This is a genomic window from Fulvivirga ulvae (assembly GCF_021389975.1).
Taxonomy (GTDB): Bacteria; Bacteroidota; Bacteroidia; order Cytophagales; family Cyclobacteriaceae; genus Fulvivirga; species Fulvivirga ulvae.
Genome location: NZ_CP089981.1, coordinates 689,014 through 704,563, shown reverse-complemented (window position 1 = coordinate 704,563; position 15,550 = coordinate 689,014). Strand labels below are relative to the sequence as shown.

At 39.9% G+C, this 15,550-nt stretch carries 15 protein-coding genes; 7 read left to right on the top strand and 8 right to left on the bottom strand.

The window, feature by feature from the left end; genetic code table 11:
* The first annotated feature begins 5 nt into the window (after positions 1-5).
* Positions 6-2,294 (top strand): glycosyltransferase family 4 protein, encoded by a 2,289-nt coding sequence (locus LVD17_RS02995; RefSeq protein ID WP_233764666.1) that lies wholly within the window; start codon positions 6-8, stop codon positions 2,292-2,294.
* Positions 2,295-2,307: 13 nt separating this feature from the next.
* Positions 2,308-3,321 (top strand): glycosyltransferase family 4 protein, encoded by a 1,014-nt coding sequence (locus tag LVD17_RS02990; protein ID WP_233764664.1) that lies wholly within the window; start codon positions 2,308-2,310, stop codon positions 3,319-3,321.
* Between the two features lie 110 nt (positions 3,322-3,431).
* Here the strand turns inward: LVD17_RS02990 and LVD17_RS02985 are convergent, their stop codons facing one another.
* Positions 3,432-4,892, bottom strand: a complete 1,461-nt coding sequence (locus LVD17_RS02985) for a glycoside hydrolase family 130 protein (RefSeq protein ID WP_233764662.1) — start codon at positions 4,890-4,892, stop codon at positions 3,432-3,434.
* Between the two features lie 240 nt (positions 4,893-5,132).
* On the opposite strand from LVD17_RS02985, the gene LVD17_RS02980 reads away from it, so the two are divergent.
* Positions 5,133-6,596, top strand: a complete 1,464-nt coding sequence (locus LVD17_RS02980) for a potassium/proton antiporter (RefSeq protein ID WP_233764661.1) — start codon at positions 5,133-5,135, stop codon at positions 6,594-6,596.
* 225 nt (positions 6,597-6,821) lie between these two features.
* On the opposite strand, the gene LVD17_RS02975 is transcribed toward LVD17_RS02980, so the two are convergent.
* Entirely contained in the window at positions 6,822-8,345 is a 1,524-nt protein-coding gene (locus LVD17_RS02975) for an OmpA family protein (protein ID WP_233764660.1), read from the bottom strand.
* A gap of 312 nt (positions 8,346-8,657) precedes the next feature.
* Here LVD17_RS02975 and trhA point away from each other — a divergent pair, with 312 nt between their 5' ends.
* On the top strand, positions 8,658-9,329 hold the full coding sequence (gene trhA, locus LVD17_RS02970) for a PAQR family membrane homeostasis protein TrhA (protein ID WP_233764659.1): 672 nt from the start codon (positions 8,658-8,660) through the stop codon (positions 9,327-9,329).
* A gap of 67 nt (positions 9,330-9,396) precedes the next feature.
* Here trhA and LVD17_RS02965 read toward each other — a convergent pair whose 3' ends face one another.
* Positions 9,397-10,353 (bottom strand): fatty acid desaturase family protein, encoded by a 957-nt coding sequence (locus LVD17_RS02965; RefSeq protein ID WP_233764658.1) that lies wholly within the window; start codon positions 10,351-10,353, stop codon positions 9,397-9,399.
* A gap of 437 nt (positions 10,354-10,790) precedes the next feature.
* The gene (locus tag LVD17_RS02960) at positions 10,791-11,051 is read right to left on the bottom strand and encodes a hypothetical protein (protein WP_233764656.1); all 261 of its coding nucleotides are present in this window, start codon (positions 11,049-11,051) and stop codon (positions 10,791-10,793) included.
* A 184-nt stretch (positions 11,052-11,235) separates the two neighbouring features.
* Between LVD17_RS02960 and LVD17_RS02955 the strand changes: the two genes are divergently transcribed.
* The 3 genes from LVD17_RS02955 to LVD17_RS02945 are packed head-to-tail and all read left to right on the top strand — an operon-like array spanning position 11,236 to position 12,393.
* Positions 11,236-11,658 (top strand): PRC-barrel domain-containing protein, encoded by a 423-nt coding sequence (locus LVD17_RS02955; protein WP_233764654.1) that lies wholly within the window; start codon positions 11,236-11,238, stop codon positions 11,656-11,658.
* Between the two features lie 50 nt (positions 11,659-11,708).
* Positions 11,709-12,194, top strand: a complete 486-nt coding sequence (locus LVD17_RS02950; RefSeq protein ID WP_233764653.1) for a hypothetical protein — start codon at positions 11,709-11,711, stop codon at positions 12,192-12,194.
* A 13-nt stretch (positions 12,195-12,207) separates the two neighbouring features.
* A complete protein-coding gene (locus LVD17_RS02945; protein WP_233764652.1) occupies positions 12,208-12,393 on the top strand; it encodes a hypothetical protein in 186 nt (61 codons plus the stop codon).
* A 362-nt stretch (positions 12,394-12,755) separates the two neighbouring features.
* Here LVD17_RS02945 and LVD17_RS02940 read toward each other — a convergent pair whose 3' ends face one another.
* From LVD17_RS02940 to LVD17_RS02925, 4 genes are read right to left on the bottom strand one after another with little or no spacing between them, the layout of a single operon-like run.
* Positions 12,756-13,391 carry a response regulator transcription factor gene (locus LVD17_RS02940; protein ID WP_233764651.1) on the bottom strand — a complete coding sequence of 212 codons (636 nt, stop codon included), beginning with the start codon at positions 13,389-13,391 and terminating at the stop codon, positions 12,756-12,758.
* A complete protein-coding gene (locus tag LVD17_RS02935; RefSeq protein ID WP_233764650.1) occupies positions 13,378-14,178 on the bottom strand; it encodes a sensor histidine kinase in 801 nt (266 codons plus the stop codon). The genes LVD17_RS02940 and LVD17_RS02935 overlap by 14 nt, the downstream gene beginning before the upstream one ends.
* Positions 14,157-14,786 carry a hypothetical protein gene (locus LVD17_RS02930; protein ID WP_233764649.1) on the bottom strand — a complete coding sequence of 210 codons (630 nt, stop codon included), beginning with the start codon at positions 14,784-14,786 and terminating at the stop codon, positions 14,157-14,159. The genes LVD17_RS02935 and LVD17_RS02930 overlap by 22 nt, the downstream gene beginning before the upstream one ends.
* Positions 14,783-15,352 carry a hypothetical protein gene (locus tag LVD17_RS02925; protein WP_233764648.1) on the bottom strand — a complete coding sequence of 190 codons (570 nt, stop codon included), beginning with the start codon at positions 15,350-15,352 and terminating at the stop codon, positions 14,783-14,785. The genes LVD17_RS02930 and LVD17_RS02925 overlap by 4 nt, the downstream gene beginning before the upstream one ends.
* Positions 15,353-15,550: the final 198 nt, after the last annotated feature.

The following is a 15,550-nucleotide window of genomic DNA, read 5'->3' as shown; positions in this document are numbered from 1 at the left end:
ACCCTATGAAAATTGCCTATATAAGCACCTATTCTCCACGAGAGTGTGGGATAGGTACTTTTACTACAAACCTGGTAAATGCTATGGCTTCTGACAAATCTGTAGAAAGCTTAGTAGTTGCACTTAATGACTATGATCAGGGCTATGCATATACGGGAGAAGTAAAACTCATCATTAATCAGGAGCACCAGGCCGACTATCTGGAAGCCGCCAATTACATTAACCTCAGCGGGGCGGACCTTTGTATTCTTGAACATGAGTTTGGTATTTATGGGGGGCAAAGTGGTATATATATACTTCCGTTGCTACACCGGTTAAACATTCCGGTAATCACCACATTACATACTGTTTTAAAGGCGCCTTCATACAGCGAAAAGGCAGTGATGAAGGAAATATGTAAGATGTCTGACAGGCTTGTAGTGATGACCCATAAAGCTATGAGGCTCCTTCTCAACGTTTACGATGTGCCACAAAAAAATATAGAACTTATAGAACACGGAGTTCCTGATATTCACTTTGATCGCAGTCAGTCAAGAAAAGAGCTTAAACTTGAGCGAAGGAAAGTGCTCCTTACCTTTGGTTTTATTGGGCGCAACAAAGGCATTGAGACGGTAATAAGAGCGCTGCCAGAGGTTATTAAGGAATATCCCGATGTGTTATACATGGTGCTCGGCAAAACACATCCCAATGTTATCAGACAATCCGGAGAAGAATATCGTAATTCACTCCAGCTTCAGGTCAAAAACCTTGGACTCAATAAGCATGTTGTTTTTCTCAATGAGTTTATTGATGAGCAAGAATTGTTCAAGTATTTATCCGCATGCGATATCTATATAACCCCCTATACCCATGAGGCACAAATAACAAGCGGCACACTTACTTATGCTATGGGTTCCGGGTGCGCCGTACTATCAACACCGTATTGGCATGCGGCGGAGCTATTGGCTAATGCGCCTGATCAGCTCTTTGACTTTCATGATTCCGAAGCTTTATCAGCCATTCTAATGAGGCTACTTGAAAAACCGGCACTGTTAAAACAAATCCAGGCAACCGCCTCTGAGTATGGCAAGAGCATCACATGGCCCAAAATCGCGGATAAGTATAAGGCCCTGGCCAGCCATGTTCTGGCGCAACCAGGTGAGTTGGCCATTAAAAAAGAAACGGTCATTGACCTGCTTCTGCTACCTCCGTTTTCGCTGGCACATATCAGGCGCCTTACCGATGATACCGGTGTTATTCAGCATGCAAAATTTGGTATCCCTAACCTTAAGGAGGGCTATTGTATAGATGATAATGCCAGGGCCCTGTTGATGGTATTAATTGCATATAAGCAAAATAAGGATGCATTATCGCTGGAGTTGTCCCCTATATATTTGAGCTATATCCATTATATGCAAAACCAAGATGGGACTTTTCGTAATTTCCTTAGCTTCAGCAGAAATTTTCTTGACGATGTTGGCTCGGAAGATTCTTTTGGGAGAACGATATGGGCGTTAGGGTATTTAATTGGTAATGCCCCTAATGATGCTTATTGCCAAACCGGCAAGCTGATGTTTTTTGAGGCGGCATCTAATTTTGAAAAAATAAAATCGATTCGTGGCATTGCAAATACCATTATTGGGATTAGTTATTACTTAAAAAGTAACCCGGGAGATGCTAAAATGCTGGAAGTTTTCAGCAATCTTTCCAATAAACTCGTGCGGCATTATGAAGATAACCATACAGCGCACTGGTTCTGGTTTGAGTCTTTGCTGGCTTATGATAATGGAATATTGTCCCTTGCAATGCTTCATGCAGCAGAAATTCTCGGTGAAGATAAAATAACCCAGATAGCACTCGACTCGATGGACTTCCTCACCCGGACTACCATGAAAGAGGGGTATCTTTCAGTTATTGGAAATAAGGAATGGTATGAGAAAGATGGTACCCGATCTACTTTTGCTCAACAGCCCGTTGATGCCATGGCCATGATCCTGATGTATCATCAGGCTTTCCATCTTACACGCGACAAGGAGTATCTGAATAAATTATTCTCTTCTTTCATGTGGTTTTTAGGAGAAAACGACCTTCGTATGACGCTGTATGATTTTGACACTAAAGGCTGTTGCGACGGTTTTGAAGATTATGGGGTCAACAGAAATCAGGGAGCAGAGAGCTCGCTGGCCTATCTTATATCTCATCTGGCCGTATTGCAGGCACATGAGGAGTTTTATAATCCGGTAGAGATTACTCACAGCAATGGCTTGTTTAAAAATGACAAGAGGAAGGCACAAAATTCAGGAATGAAATTATAACGGGAATTAGTTATTGAAAGCAGCCATATTATCATCCATCGCCTGGCGAACACCACCTGAAGGTTACGGTCCCTGGGAGCAAGTTGCTTCCAATATTGCCGAAGGGCTGGTGGCCCTTGGTGTAGATGTAACACTTTTTGCCACGGCAAATTCTATAACTGAGGGTAAGCTGGCCTCAATTTGCCCTATGCCATACGAGGAAAATAATAATATTGACCCTAAAGTATGGGAGTGTCTGCACATCAGTCATCTTATGGAGCAGGCATCTCAGTTTGATATCATTCACAATCATTTTGATTTTCTGCCGCTTACCTATTCCCGGCTGATTGACACTCCGATGATTACCACTATTCATGGTTTTTCTTCTCCGGGTATTATGCCAGTATATAAAAAGTATAACAACTCCAGTGCCTATATCTCAATCTCTGATACTGACCGGCACTCAGAGCTTAGCTATCTGCGTACTATATATCATGGCATAGACCCCAAGCATTTTTCTTTTAATGAAATTAAAGACGACTATCTACTTTTCTTTGGAAGAATACACCCCCACAAGGGCACCCATATAGCCATAGAGATTGCACGATTGACCGGATGCCGTTTAGTAATAGCAGGGCTCATACAGGATGAAATGTATTTTGATGAGTTGGTTAGGCCTTATATTGATAATGATAAGGTTCAATACGTTGGGAATGCCGGGCCCAGTCTGAGGAATCAGTTACTTGGTAAGGCAAAGGCCCTCCTTCACCCGATATGTTTTGAAGAACCCTTCGGGTTGAGTGTAATAGAGTCCATGATGTGCGGTACACCGGTAATTGCATTTGCAAGAGGTAGCATGCCGGAGCTTATCATCGATGGCACGACCGGCTATCTCGTTAATGACACTTCGGATGCAGTGGCTGCCATAAAAAAGCTAAAAAATATTTCTCCTTACGCATGTCGTGAACATGCCCAAACAAATTTCAGTTTGAAGCAAATGACCGGGGATTATTTAGAGGCCTATAAAAGAGTGATAGAGATGCGATGAATGGTATTTTGAACTTCCCTGATTATAACATTTACCTTTTACTGTTTACCCAAATACCGTTACTATTTACGTCTGCCGGTCACACTTACCATCGGCTCGCCAAATACCGCTTACCGAATTAACGCCTCCAATAATTCTTCCATATCCACCACGCCATAGGTAGAGGAGTAATCCGATACCGCATAAGGCAGTATGAGGCTCTTGTTATGAATGATAGAGCCACAGGAATAGACCACATTGGGTACATAGCCATCCCGCTCATCTTCTTTTGGAGAGAGTAACGGTTCCTTGAGCCTTCCTATTTCTTTTGTTGGGTCCTCCAGGTCAAACAGTGAGACGCCGAGACAGTACCGTCGCATAGGCCCTACACCATGGGTAATGACCAGCCACCCTTCTTCTGTCCGTAGCGGTGAGCCACAATTGCCCATTTGCGTAAATTCCCACGGAAACCGGGGCTCCTGAATAATAACAGGCTTGTTCCACACTGTCGTTCGGGAGGAGTACATCAGGTAGTTGTTCACACCGTCAATCCGGGCCAGCATAGCATACTTGCCTTTGATTTTCTCAGGAAACAAGGCCAGGTTTTTATTTAGGGCCCCTGCGCCATGAAGTGGCATAACCCTGAAGTTGTAAAAATCTTCGGTAGAAAGCAGTTTGGGCAGAATGGTATGCCCATTATAGGCTGTATAAGTGGCATATATTGTTTCCTTTTTATTATCATCAGTAAAGCGTACAAACCTTGCATCTTCAATACCCCGGCTTTCTGCTTCAGAAGCAGGAAAAATGACCCGTTCCGTTATATCCGAATCATGGTGGAACTTCACATCGTAAAATGAATCCGCCAGCCAGGTCATTTCTTCAAGGGCCATCCTGCGATCTGCACTGATATCACCATTGTTCAATACCCTACCCACGGCCACCTTCAAAGCATAGTATTCAAACATCTCCGGAAGGTCCTGCATAATAGCCGCTGAGTATTTGGCCGGGATGTTCATTTCACCCAGTTTTTTTACAAACCGGGATTTGTTGTACAATTTTTTATGCACCACTTCAGCCGTATCGATATTGCGGCCTACTTTCATGATAGAGAGATTATTGTTCTTATCCAACACACCCCTTCTGAACACAATGGATGAGATATGTCCTTCTCCTGTAGCACGAAATGACATGAGGACCCTTTTCTCCCCGTTTTCAAGATATGACTGGTCCAAGTCCTCAATAATTGATGGATTGAAAAAAGCCGCGGATTCAATAGAGTATTCCATAGTACAATAAGAACCTATCAGCATTTTTCTCTCTTCTGAGAGACTTTGGTAGTCCAATTCCATACCTTCTATTATATGCTGAATATTGGCACAATGTCTTAGAAATACACGGGTAATATTCCGGTGGCGGCTCGCAAAATCGCGCAGCGTTTGCTCAAGAACGAAACTCACCTGAATATCATTCATGGCCATAACACGCGTGATCATATTTCGGGTCCTGTCATCACCGTTCATAAAATATCTGGCAATCACCCTACTTGAATCAGGAACAAATCTCACACTCTTTCTGGATACAGAAACCCGCATATTGTTCAGTCTTAATATCTCTTGAATGTAACCGAAAAATGTTGCATCACATAGATAAATCGCATCTCATTTCTGCGGATATTATTCGGCCCGCAGTATTTACTATTTTAAGATTTGTAATGAGGGATGGATATTAATGAGTACTCTTGTGTTTCAGATGATTTTGTAAAAGACAATAAACTGACTTTGTTGTTATAATAGCAGCTTGAAAGATGCCAAATTTTTATTAATTACCATTAAATGCATTTAGAAATCGGCAATATACTTTTTGTAGGATCAGTATTGCTTCTCATCAGCGTAGTAGCCGGCAAAACTTCCTATAAGTTTGGTGTACCTACCCTTATCCTGTTTTTATCTATAGGCATGCTGGCAGGTTCTGACGGTCTGGGAGGAATAGTTTTCGATGACCCGGGATTGGCCCAGTTTATAGGCATAATTGCTTTAAATTTCATACTTTTTTCGGGAGGTTTGGACACAAGCTGGCTTGCCATTAGGCCGGTGTTGTGGCAAGGAGTGGCATTATCTACCCTGGGAGTACTACTCACCGCATTATCACTGGGTACATTTGTATGGGCCATTACAGATTTTACCATTTATGAAGGGCTGCTGTTGGGAGCCATTGTTTCTTCTACTGATGCTGCGGCTGTATTTTCAATTCTGCGATCAAAAAGTTTAGCCCTAAAGGCCAATTTAAGGCCTGCCCTGGAGTTGGAAAGTGGTAGTAACGACCCTATGGCTTATGTGTTGACGATAGCATTTCTCGGGCTTGTGGTTGATCAGGATCAGAACCTGCTTTCCATCATACCCTTTCTACTTCAGCAAATGATAATAGGAGCACTTGCCGGGTTGCTTTTCGGCAAGGTAAGCAAATATGCCATTAACCGGATCCGCCTCGATTTTGAAGGGCTGTATATTGTTCTTGTCATAGCGCTAATGTTTATTACTTTTTCAGCAACAGACCTGCTTAATGGGAATGGTTTTTTAGCTGTTTATCTTTGTGCTGTATACTTGGGCAACCAAGACCTGATCCACAAAAAGTCAATTATGAAAATGTTTGACGGGCTTGCCTGGTTGATGCAGATCGTTATGTTCCTTACACTCGGTCTTCTGGTGTTTCCCGGGGAAGTAGTGCCGCTGATGGGTATAGGACTGATAATTTCACTTTTTTTACTCGTAGTGGCAAGGCCTGTAAGTGTACTGCTGAGTTTACTACCCTTCAAAATGAAAATGAGACGAAGGTGGTATATTTCATGGGCAGGCCTGCGCGGAGCTGTCCCCATCGTTTTTGCTACTTACCCGTTAATCGCCGGTATAGAAAAAGCGGATACCATCTTTAACATTGTCTTTTTTGTATCCGTAACCTCTATACTGACACAGGGCACAACGCTATCGATAGTTGCCAAATGGCTGCATGTGGCACTGCCACAGAAAGCAAAACCTAAAACACCTATTGACCTTTTTCTGGCTGAGGGAGCAAAGTCGGAAATAACTGAAATCAGTCTTCCGGGCCAGAACTCTACTGTGGGCAAAAAGATAGTAGAACTGGATTTCCCCAAAACCGCTATTATTGCCATGATAAAAAGAAAAGGAAAATTCCTCACACCGAATGGGACGACTGTACTGGAAGCAGGTGATACTCTTATTATACTATCTGAAAACAAACAGGGCGTCGAGCAGGCACGTATTAGCTTGAATATCACATAGCAACAATTATTAACCAAGTATGATGACCGATCAAAGATGAAACGTTTTATTAAGGTCCTGCCCTTTCTTCAACCGGTAACATGCAAAAAAAACTTAACCGATCCGGCTCTTTGAGCCACAGCGACCCTTCAGCTTTTACGCTTGCTACAATAAAAAAAGAACCAAAGACAGAATTGCTTTGGTTCTTTTCACTGGTTGTTGAATGGAACTAATTAACAGGTGAGATCAATCGTCATCTAACTTGATATAACTGGTCAAGGTCTCCCAGCTAAATGGCCGGATTACAATATCAATTCTTCTATTTTGAGCTCTTCCTGTGGCAGTTTCATTATTGGCCAAAGGCTTGCTTTCACCAAAACCGGTAGTGCTAAAGTGAGAAGAATCAATGTCAATATTCGCCTTCATGTAGCTGAGTACAGCATCTGCGCGCTCAAGGGATAAGTTAAGGTTGGCATCATCACTTCCCTGCGAGTCGGTATGGCCTTCTATGACGATATCCGCGTTCTTAAAAATTTTAACAGCCCTTTCAAGCTTAGCTAATACGGCATAATCCACCTGTTTAATCTGAGCTTTTCCTACATCAAAATTCACACCTGTCAACCGTATGATAACATCATCTTTTTGACGAAAAACCTGGGCTTCATCCTGGGTGAAAATACGCTGGATCTGATCAAACTTGGAATCAATATCTTCCGCTCTATCTATTTTTGCCTGCAGGGCCTGCTGTTTTTTCATCGCATCCTGTGCATCCTGCAATTGCTGGCCGTTCATAGTTTCCTGAATTTTGCGCTGCTCACTGAGCATTTCTGATAAAATATTGTTTTTTGCCCTGGATTCATACAGGTCGCCTTCCAAATTCACCATTCTGGCCTCATCTTTATTGATACTGGCTATAATTTGGGTCACAGGAGCATCGACACCCTGATCAAACTTCATGTCAATTCCGAGGCCTTCACCGATGGTACTAATAGGCTTATACATCATCAGGAGGTAATCTTCTGTTTCGTAGTCCAACTCATCCAGGGATTTTTTCTGTTTTGCAATGTGCATGGCCAGAGATGCTTTATACTCTGCTTCTTTGGCTAAATGTCTGGTCTCATCCGTATCATACCGGTTCTCCGCAAGTGCTTTTTCAGCATTATTGATCAGCAATTTAGCCTCATTAAAAGTTTTAGGAGCTAATTTATAGGCCTTTTCATCATCGGCCTTTTCTAAAAGTTCCTTGGCACGTGTCAAATAATTGGCTTTGATAGATTCAAGTTCCGCTTTTCTATATAATCCCGAAGCACTTTTTGCTTTCTCTTTAGCATCATGTGCGTCACCTTTTTCGAGTTCTACCGCGGCCTGCTTCATTTCTTCTTCAGCTTCAGCCCACATTCTTTTGCTAAACTGACCCGCTTCAGCATTTATCGCGTCATTTCTTGCTGATAATGCCCCTGAAAACATAACCGCACTTACTTTGGAATTCTCTATAGATTCAGAAAACTTGTTAAACGCAGTGCTGATGTTTTCCTTAATTTCGGAAAGTTCACCATCTTTACTATAGTCATCCATGGCTTGCCGGTAAGCCTCCATTCCCTCACGGTAGGTCTTTGGTGATAATACGTCGGCCTGCGCTGTAGTGGCAGATAACATTACCTTATTCACGTCATCGAACATCGATGTTTGCAGTTGCTGGCCAATTATATTGCCGTTGAAAAGCAAAGCGGCAACCAAGGTCCCGATTGATTGTAATATATTCTTTTTCATAGTTGGTTTTATTTAAAATTGTCCTTCATGATGATCCGGGCAGATTTTAGCCTTAATGCCTGTTCTGCAAGTCACCAAATACAAAGGTCACCCATGCCGAACGATTTAGTCTTACATAGTAACCGGTGTTTGTTACACATTTCACGTATTATTGGTTAAAATGGGGAAGTAAGCCTCCTGAAAGGATCTTTTTTTGGAGCAATGGTTATGGCCTAACCACGATAAACAGATTTCTCTTTCTTTGGTTTAATATCTGGTAGATCCGGAATCTTCATTTTACGTTTTATTGTTCACTAAATTTATTATTATACGATGAAAACAAACCAAATTCTAGGCTTTGAAGACCCTGTTGACTCATGGACTCACTTGTTTGGAGCCCTGGCCGTAGGTATTTTGCTAGTCTACCTTTTCAGGAGAGGAGGGATAGGCAGAAGGTACCCTGTTCCAATTATCATTTACGGGTTTTCCTGTATTTTCCTTCTGTCCATGAGCGGTGTGTACCACATGATATCAAGAGAGTTTACTGCTCGATATGTGTTGAGAATACTTGATCATGCCGGAATATTTATCCTTATTGCAGGTACCCTTATTTCCGTTCATCTCGTTTTGTTTTCCGGTTTTATGAAATGGGGTATCACCATTATAGCTCTGGTAATAGCTGCTCTCGGCATTACATTTGGATCAATATATTTCAATGAGCTGCCAAAATATACAACTCACATAGTTTACCTTGTCTTTGGGTGGCTTGGTCTGGTTTCTATCATTGGTATTTGGAAATTAAAAGGAGCCACATCATTTAAATATTTACTTTATGGTGGATTGGCTTATACCATAGGGGCGGTTATAGACTGGATGCAATACCCGATCTTACTCCCTGGCTACTTTGAGGCGCATGAGCTTTTTCATGTTGCCGTATTGATTGGAATAGCCTTTCACTGGGTTTTCCTCTTTCAATCCATCCGGTCTGCTGATCAGGAGAGTTGAAACGGCAGGCCTACTAGCGGGAAAGAAAAATAAAGTATATCCCAGAGGGGGCTGACCGGCAACAAAATCAGGAGATGGGGTTGACCCTGCCCAATTGCCGAAGCATTCGTATATGACTTACAATTGCGTCAAAAAAGGTTCTTTTGGTATGATAAGGAATGCCATACTCCTCAGCAGTAGATTTTACAATCTTTGATAATTGCCGGTAATGCACATGACAAACATTCGGTAGCAAATGATGTTCTACCTGATAATTCAACCCGCCAATCAGCCATGAAAACAATCTGCTGCCCGGGGCATAATTAGTAGTTGTAGCCATCTGATGCAGTGTCCAGTTTTTATCCAACAGCCCATTTTTATCAGGCAGGGGGAAATCCGTATTGGGCATAACATGCGCGGTTTGAAAAACAACACTTATTAAAAGGCCAGTGATAAAATGCATAGTAATAAAACCCAATATAATTATCCAGGCGCTCAAGGGTACCATGATCAACGGCAGTATTAATGCATAAGAATAATATAACAGCTTCCAACCTACGAGCTTTACAACTTCTTTTCCAAACACCTTATTTTTGTCAAGAAGGCCCAGATTTTTGTAGCGGGTAATCCTTACAAAATCTTTCATGGTAATCCAGGATATGGTGGAAAGTCCATAAAAAAACCAGACATATATATATTGAAACCGGTGTAGCCAGTAGTGCTTTGCGTGTGGTGAAAATCTAAGAAAAAGGGGGGTATTGATATCATCATCAGCTTGCTCTATATTCGTATAGGTATGATGTAATACATTGTGCTGGATCTTCCAAACGGTCGAGTTAGCACCTATAAGGTTCATGGTAAAGCCCATCACCTTGTTCACCCTTTTATTTTTTGAATACGAGCCATGTATAGCATCGTGCATGACCCCCATACCTATTCCTGCCATGCCTATCCCACTCAATATATATAACATAAAAAGTAACGCTACATGGGTGATTACCCCAAAGCTTAAGATAATTAGCGGTATAAAAAATAGTGATAACATAAGCACTGTCTTAAGCGTCATGCTGGCATTTCCGTATCGGCTCAGATTATTCAATTTAAAATAATCACTCACTCTACTATTCAAAACTGTTGAAAAATCAGAGCCGTTGTTTTTAGAAAATTTTAGTTTTTTGATAAGATTAATATTTAAATGTTTCGATCCTTATTAATTGGATATGTCACCTGATTCAGGTTCTCCATTTACCTTTTGCTTAAGAAATTATTCGATTTTTTAGGAAGGAAGTAATTTGAAAACAATATGTAATAAAGTAACGAGCAGGCTATCATATAAGTTCTTATAATTAAATGTTACCTCCAAAAGAAGCGCCATGGAGAACAACCCTGTTCTTCAAGTGGACCTTGCACCAGTTGCCCGGGCAAGGAGCTGTTATCGCCTAAAGTAATTTACTTTAGTCACCATTCATTTTGAATGAAACGTTATGGGAAATGCTTAAATAAAAATAAATTCAGTATTTCTGATTTATTTCTCAGGGTCATTCTAAGCCTGTACAACAATCGCTTGTAGGGATTTTCCAGATACCAGCCGTTTAGTTTTGCATCACTCAAATATACTTGATTATCAGGATGATACCTGCATACCACAAATCCACGGCCGTTGAGTTCTATAGTAGCCCTTTGTCCGGTACGGCTTTTCAGTACCATTGGTAGCCCCATCGCTAAAATTACTTTTTTGTTCATGGCCAGGTAGAAGTTAAAGGTGATTTCGTAAACTGTTTTTCCTTGCCTAGACAGGCTTACGTACCTATGGTAACGTCAAGCGACAGAAAAAATCTATAAATCAGTAACATATGTAACTTCTGGTTTGCCGTATGTAACGTTTTAATCACTTCATACAGCGACATTTACACTAAAGACCATAATTATGAAAAATTATAATGAGGACAATTCTACAGGAAAGAATCATGGGGGTTCACAACCTAACCTTCCTTTAAAATTGTTAGCCTGTTCTTCAATGATAGGGGGAAAGGTAAACAACACCAGCGGAAAATATTTGGGCAAGGTCAAGGATGTGATGATTGAACTGAGCACAGGTAAAATAGAATACTTTGTAATCGAGTTGGGCGGCTTTTTTGGCATAGGTGATAGATATTTTGCCTTTCCATACTCACTCGTTAAAGTAGACACCATAAACCAGAGCTTTACATTGGATCAGGATCCGGAGATTATCAAGAAGGCTCCCGGGTTTGACAAGAATCACTGGCCAATGACAAACAGACATGCGTACTCTAGTGCAAATTCATACTGGGGAGGGTTCATGGGGCCAAACACGGGGAGTTCCTATTGAAGCTCGTAGTATATGCATGCTAAACACGCAGTTGATATAAAATTACGATCATGGAAAAGTATATGAACAACGCAACAGTAATTACTTCTAATTTGAAGGTGATCTACGCAATATTCCACAGCCGGGAATCATCTGACGGTGCCTTAAGAAATCTTAACAGGCATGGGTATTCAAAAAAGGAGGTGGTCATTAAGCAATATAACCCTGACGGGCTGTTTTTCCTTAAATCGCTATTTGGGTTGAAAGTGGGGGCAATTGCGCTGGGTCTCTCAGCAGGAGCTTTAGTTTTAATCTTCTTCGCATTTAGCCAAAGCTTGTTGCAAGTTAACCTACTCCTGTCAGTGTTGTTTAGCATGGCAATTGGGGCGATCTGGGGCGGTACACTTGGCTTTTTAATAGCACCGCAATTAGACCTCCTTATGGAGAAGCAGAAGCCTGTACTTTTAGCAGGAGATACTTTGTTAAGCTTTCAGCCAAAGAACGAAAGAGACAAACAGTTCTTTGTGCGGTCTGGCTGGAAAACATTGCCTAAATAAACAGGAAAGAACTATGGATATTTTGAGGAGCTGGAGAGAACAAAAAGTGATGCTAAAATGGAGATTTCCATTTCTCACTGATGACGATTTTGCTTTTAAAGAGGGTGAAAAAGAGAGTATGCTAAACCAGCTATCCAGTAAGCTTAGAAAATCAAGAGGAGAACTGGAATTGCTATTCCAGGAATTGCAGAAATATTAGAATCGAGTTTTTCCAACCCGACCTTTCAAATTTACAGAGAAAAAAACGGAGAATCTTGTTAAACTTTTCCAATACTCAAAAATTTTCTAAAGCCAAGAGGAATCAAAAATTTGGGTTTCCTTTTGTTATAGTAGAAGAGAAGGGACCTGAACTTAAATTGACTGCCAGCTAAGGTTACTTTTTTATAAAACCCTGTAATTGAGGATGGATTGAACGTCCTCCCTCAAAAAGTTCGAAATTGAGACCTTGGGGTCCACAGAAGTTAAAAACCGGTCAAAAATCGACGATTTTAGCCGGTTTTTACATTTATGAAGTTCGAACCCCTGAAGGTCAGTTAAATTTTTAGTGTGCAGTATTTGATATTACAGATTAACCAAATCATTTTTTATTGCATATATGGCCAAGCCAATTCTATTTTTAATTTCTAATCTTTCAAAAAGAGCCTCACGGTATCCATCTATTGAACGAACCGACATGCCCATTTCATCTGCTATTTCTTTATAGGTAAGTTCTGAGCAAACCAGTTGAAGAAACTCTAATTCTTTTTCACTAAAACTATGTCTTTGCTCAACCTGAAGCTGATCAAGTAAAATCTGCCCAACTTGGCTTGAGTAATAGAAACCTTTATTTATTATTTCGTTTAAAGCAACTTCCAATTCATCTGGGTCGGCCTCTTTTAAAATATAGCCACTTGCCCCAGCTTTTAACATCTTAATAATAGTTGACTCATTTTCATACATAGAAAGGGCTAATATTTTAATTTCTGGATAATTGGCTTTAATATGTTTTGCTGTTTTATAGCCATCCCAACCTTTCATATTTATATCTACTAAAGCTACCGAAGGTAATGTATTTTTGAACTGACTTATTAATTCTTCACCGTCATTCCCCTCATAGATGACGTTAAATCCAACGAAACCATTAATTATCTCTACTATTCCTTTTCTGAATAAGCTATGGTCGTCAGCTACAGCTACAGTGTATTTACTCGGATTCATATTTTAGCTCTCGGTTTATTAATAATTCAACTGATGTTCCATGCCCTTTTTCACTGTTGAATGCTATAGTTGCATTAATTGCCTTAGCTCTTTTATGTAAATTTAGCATTCCTAATCCTGTTTCCTGGGAGGTTTCACTCATGTCATAGCCTATTCCATTATCTTTTACTATTACCAAAATTCCTTGGCTATTAGAACTACAATGAAATTGGATTATTGTAGCCTTTGCGTGTTTGATTATGTTGTTTACAATTTCTTGGATTATCCGGTAAGCTATAAGCTGTATGCTTGGCGCTAAAACTATATTTGGCTTTTCAATTTTGGTAATGATTTTATGTTTGCCTAATTGCTCAAGTCTTGAAGCTTCTTGTTGTAATAACTCTGAAAAACTCTTGCGTACTATGAAATCGGAGTTCATTTCTTTTGATAGATTTCGTAAGTCTCCGATAGCCTTTAAAATTAGCTCTTTTAAAAAAATAAATTTTTCATCTGGTATAGGATCCCTTCTTTTTTGAAGTTGACTTAACTGCAATTTGGCCAAGGATAATATCTGACCAATATTATCATGTATTTCCTGAGATATGTACGTCAGAGTTTGCTCCTTTACTTCAAGCTGCGCTTTAAGTAGCTCTTTTTGGTAATTATTTTCGAGTTCTTTGACATGTACATTATGTCTGTTCTGAGCTTTCTGATAGAACAGTAAAGAGGTAATTATAATACCTACTAGCATGATAAAAAGAAGTGTGCCGGAAATGACGAGTACTGCTATAGGAATATTTTCTTGCATAGGAAACCTATTAAATACAAGCTGTATAATGCATAATTTAACAATTTTATAATTATGCTCAATTCCTTGGCCAGTGTCTCATTATCTCTGGCTATATATGCACTTAGTCCCATTTGGAAAAATGTGCCACAATAAAAAAAGAGGTTGCCTGTATTGATCCAGAAATAGGGGTTTGTAAACAAACTTGAGTGTTCAGGAGGGTTAGCGTACAGTTCATATACATATATTAAGGCATATAGCACAATAATAGTGGACCCTAGCAGGAAGCTATAAGTATTGGGCATGTGTAGGCCTTCTATAAAAATGGATAAATAAAAGGAGGTAATTAAGAAAAGCGGCACGATAACCAGCCAGTACCTGTTGAGTACCTTGTTTCGTAAAATATTTTTATAAATGAGCGTAATAAGAATGAATTCGAGAGGCTGATAAAAATGATCAATGACATTGTTATACTCTCTTTCAATAGCCAAACCACTTAACTCAAAGAGAAGGACAGCAATGAAAAGGATTTGAAAATATCTGTAGGTAGCTAAAAGGTATTGCCTGTTGGTAGTACATGCTACCAAACAGGCGATGATTAAAATAATATAAACTAAGAATAAAGTCATTGGGTTTTCTTTCTTCTTTCTTCTTTTTTCTTTTCTTCTTCCTTCTCATTTTCCTTTTTCGTTTCTTCTTTCAGTTCAAGAATTGATAAAAAATCTGTAATTGCCTCTACAATATTTTGATCCTTTAAATCCGTCATTTTACCATCCATAGAACCTACGGTTGGCCACCTTTCTTCTACAATAGACAATTTAGACTCTTTTATGGCGGGTACAGCTTTTCCAGCTGAATCAACTGGAATTACGGCAATAGTTTGCCCTTTTAATAAATCATTATTTTTTTTATTATAATCAACACCATACAGCATTACTAAGGCATCACAACTCTCTAATTTCAAAAGCTCATTTAACACTGCTTTACTTATTATAACACCATTCGGCTCATGTGATATATTAGTTTCTGGGTTACTCTTAATATTTCTAACCCGTTGACAATAATGTTTCATGATTTTTTCGCATTCAGAAAGATCAATTCTTTCAGCTACTTTGTTTCCAAATGCCTTATTAGTCTCTTCATTACATGCGATGTAGACTCTTAATTTTCCAAGCAGACTTTTCGAATTTTCCATAACTATAGGTTTTTGGTTAATAAATGGTTTAATAATATAGCTCTATATTCGTTATAATACCTTCTGCCGACAAGGGTGTTTTTAACACAATCTCCGGGGATAACCCCAAATACCCTGATAAAATATATTCCTGTTACGGTGTAAATACCTTTAATATCAGTCTTTTATTGGAATAACTTGGGCGTTATAATCAATGAA

Bases quoted from the DNA above. Each gene is read 5' to 3' on its own strand.
- LVD17_RS02950 (WP_233764653.1), top strand. From the start codon at position 11,709: ATGGAAAAGTATATGAACAACGCAACAGTAATTACTTCTAATTTGAAG.
- LVD17_RS02980 (WP_233764661.1), top strand. From the start codon at position 5,133: ATGCATTTAGAAATCGGCAATATACTTTTTGTAGGATCAGTATTGCTT.
- LVD17_RS02965 (WP_233764658.1), bottom strand. From the start codon at position 10,353: ATGTTATCACTATTTTTTATACCGCTAATTATCTTAAGCTTTGGGGTA.
- LVD17_RS02935 (WP_233764650.1), bottom strand. From the start codon at position 14,178: ATGCAAGAAAATATTCCTATAGCAGTACTCGTCATTTCCGGCACACTT.
- LVD17_RS02960 (WP_233764656.1), bottom strand. From the start codon at position 11,051: ATGAACAAAAAAGTAATTTTAGCGATGGGGCTACCAATGGTACTGAAA.
- LVD17_RS02925 (WP_233764648.1), bottom strand. From the start codon at position 15,352: ATGGAAAATTCGAAAAGTCTGCTTGGAAAATTAAGAGTCTACATCGCA.
- trhA (WP_233764659.1), top strand. From the start codon at position 8,658: ATGAAAACAAACCAAATTCTAGGCTTTGAAGACCCTGTTGACTCATGG.
- LVD17_RS02945 (WP_233764652.1), top strand. From the start codon at position 12,208: ATGGATATTTTGAGGAGCTGGAGAGAACAAAAAGTGATGCTAAAATGG.
- LVD17_RS02930 (WP_233764649.1), bottom strand. From the start codon at position 14,786: ATGACTTTATTCTTAGTTTATATTATTTTAATCATCGCCTGTTTGGTA.
- LVD17_RS02955 (WP_233764654.1), top strand. From the start codon at position 11,236: ATGAAAAATTATAATGAGGACAATTCTACAGGAAAGAATCATGGGGGT.
- LVD17_RS02985 (WP_233764662.1), bottom strand. From the start codon at position 4,892: ATGCGGGTTTCTGTATCCAGAAAGAGTGTGAGATTTGTTCCTGATTCA.
- LVD17_RS02995 (WP_233764666.1), top strand. From the start codon at position 6: ATGAAAATTGCCTATATAAGCACCTATTCTCCACGAGAGTGTGGGATA.
- LVD17_RS02940 (WP_233764651.1), bottom strand. From the start codon at position 13,391: ATGAATCCGAGTAAATACACTGTAGCTGTAGCTGACGACCATAGCTTA.
- LVD17_RS02975 (WP_233764660.1), bottom strand. From the start codon at position 8,345: ATGAAAAAGAATATATTACAATCAATCGGGACCTTGGTTGCCGCTTTG.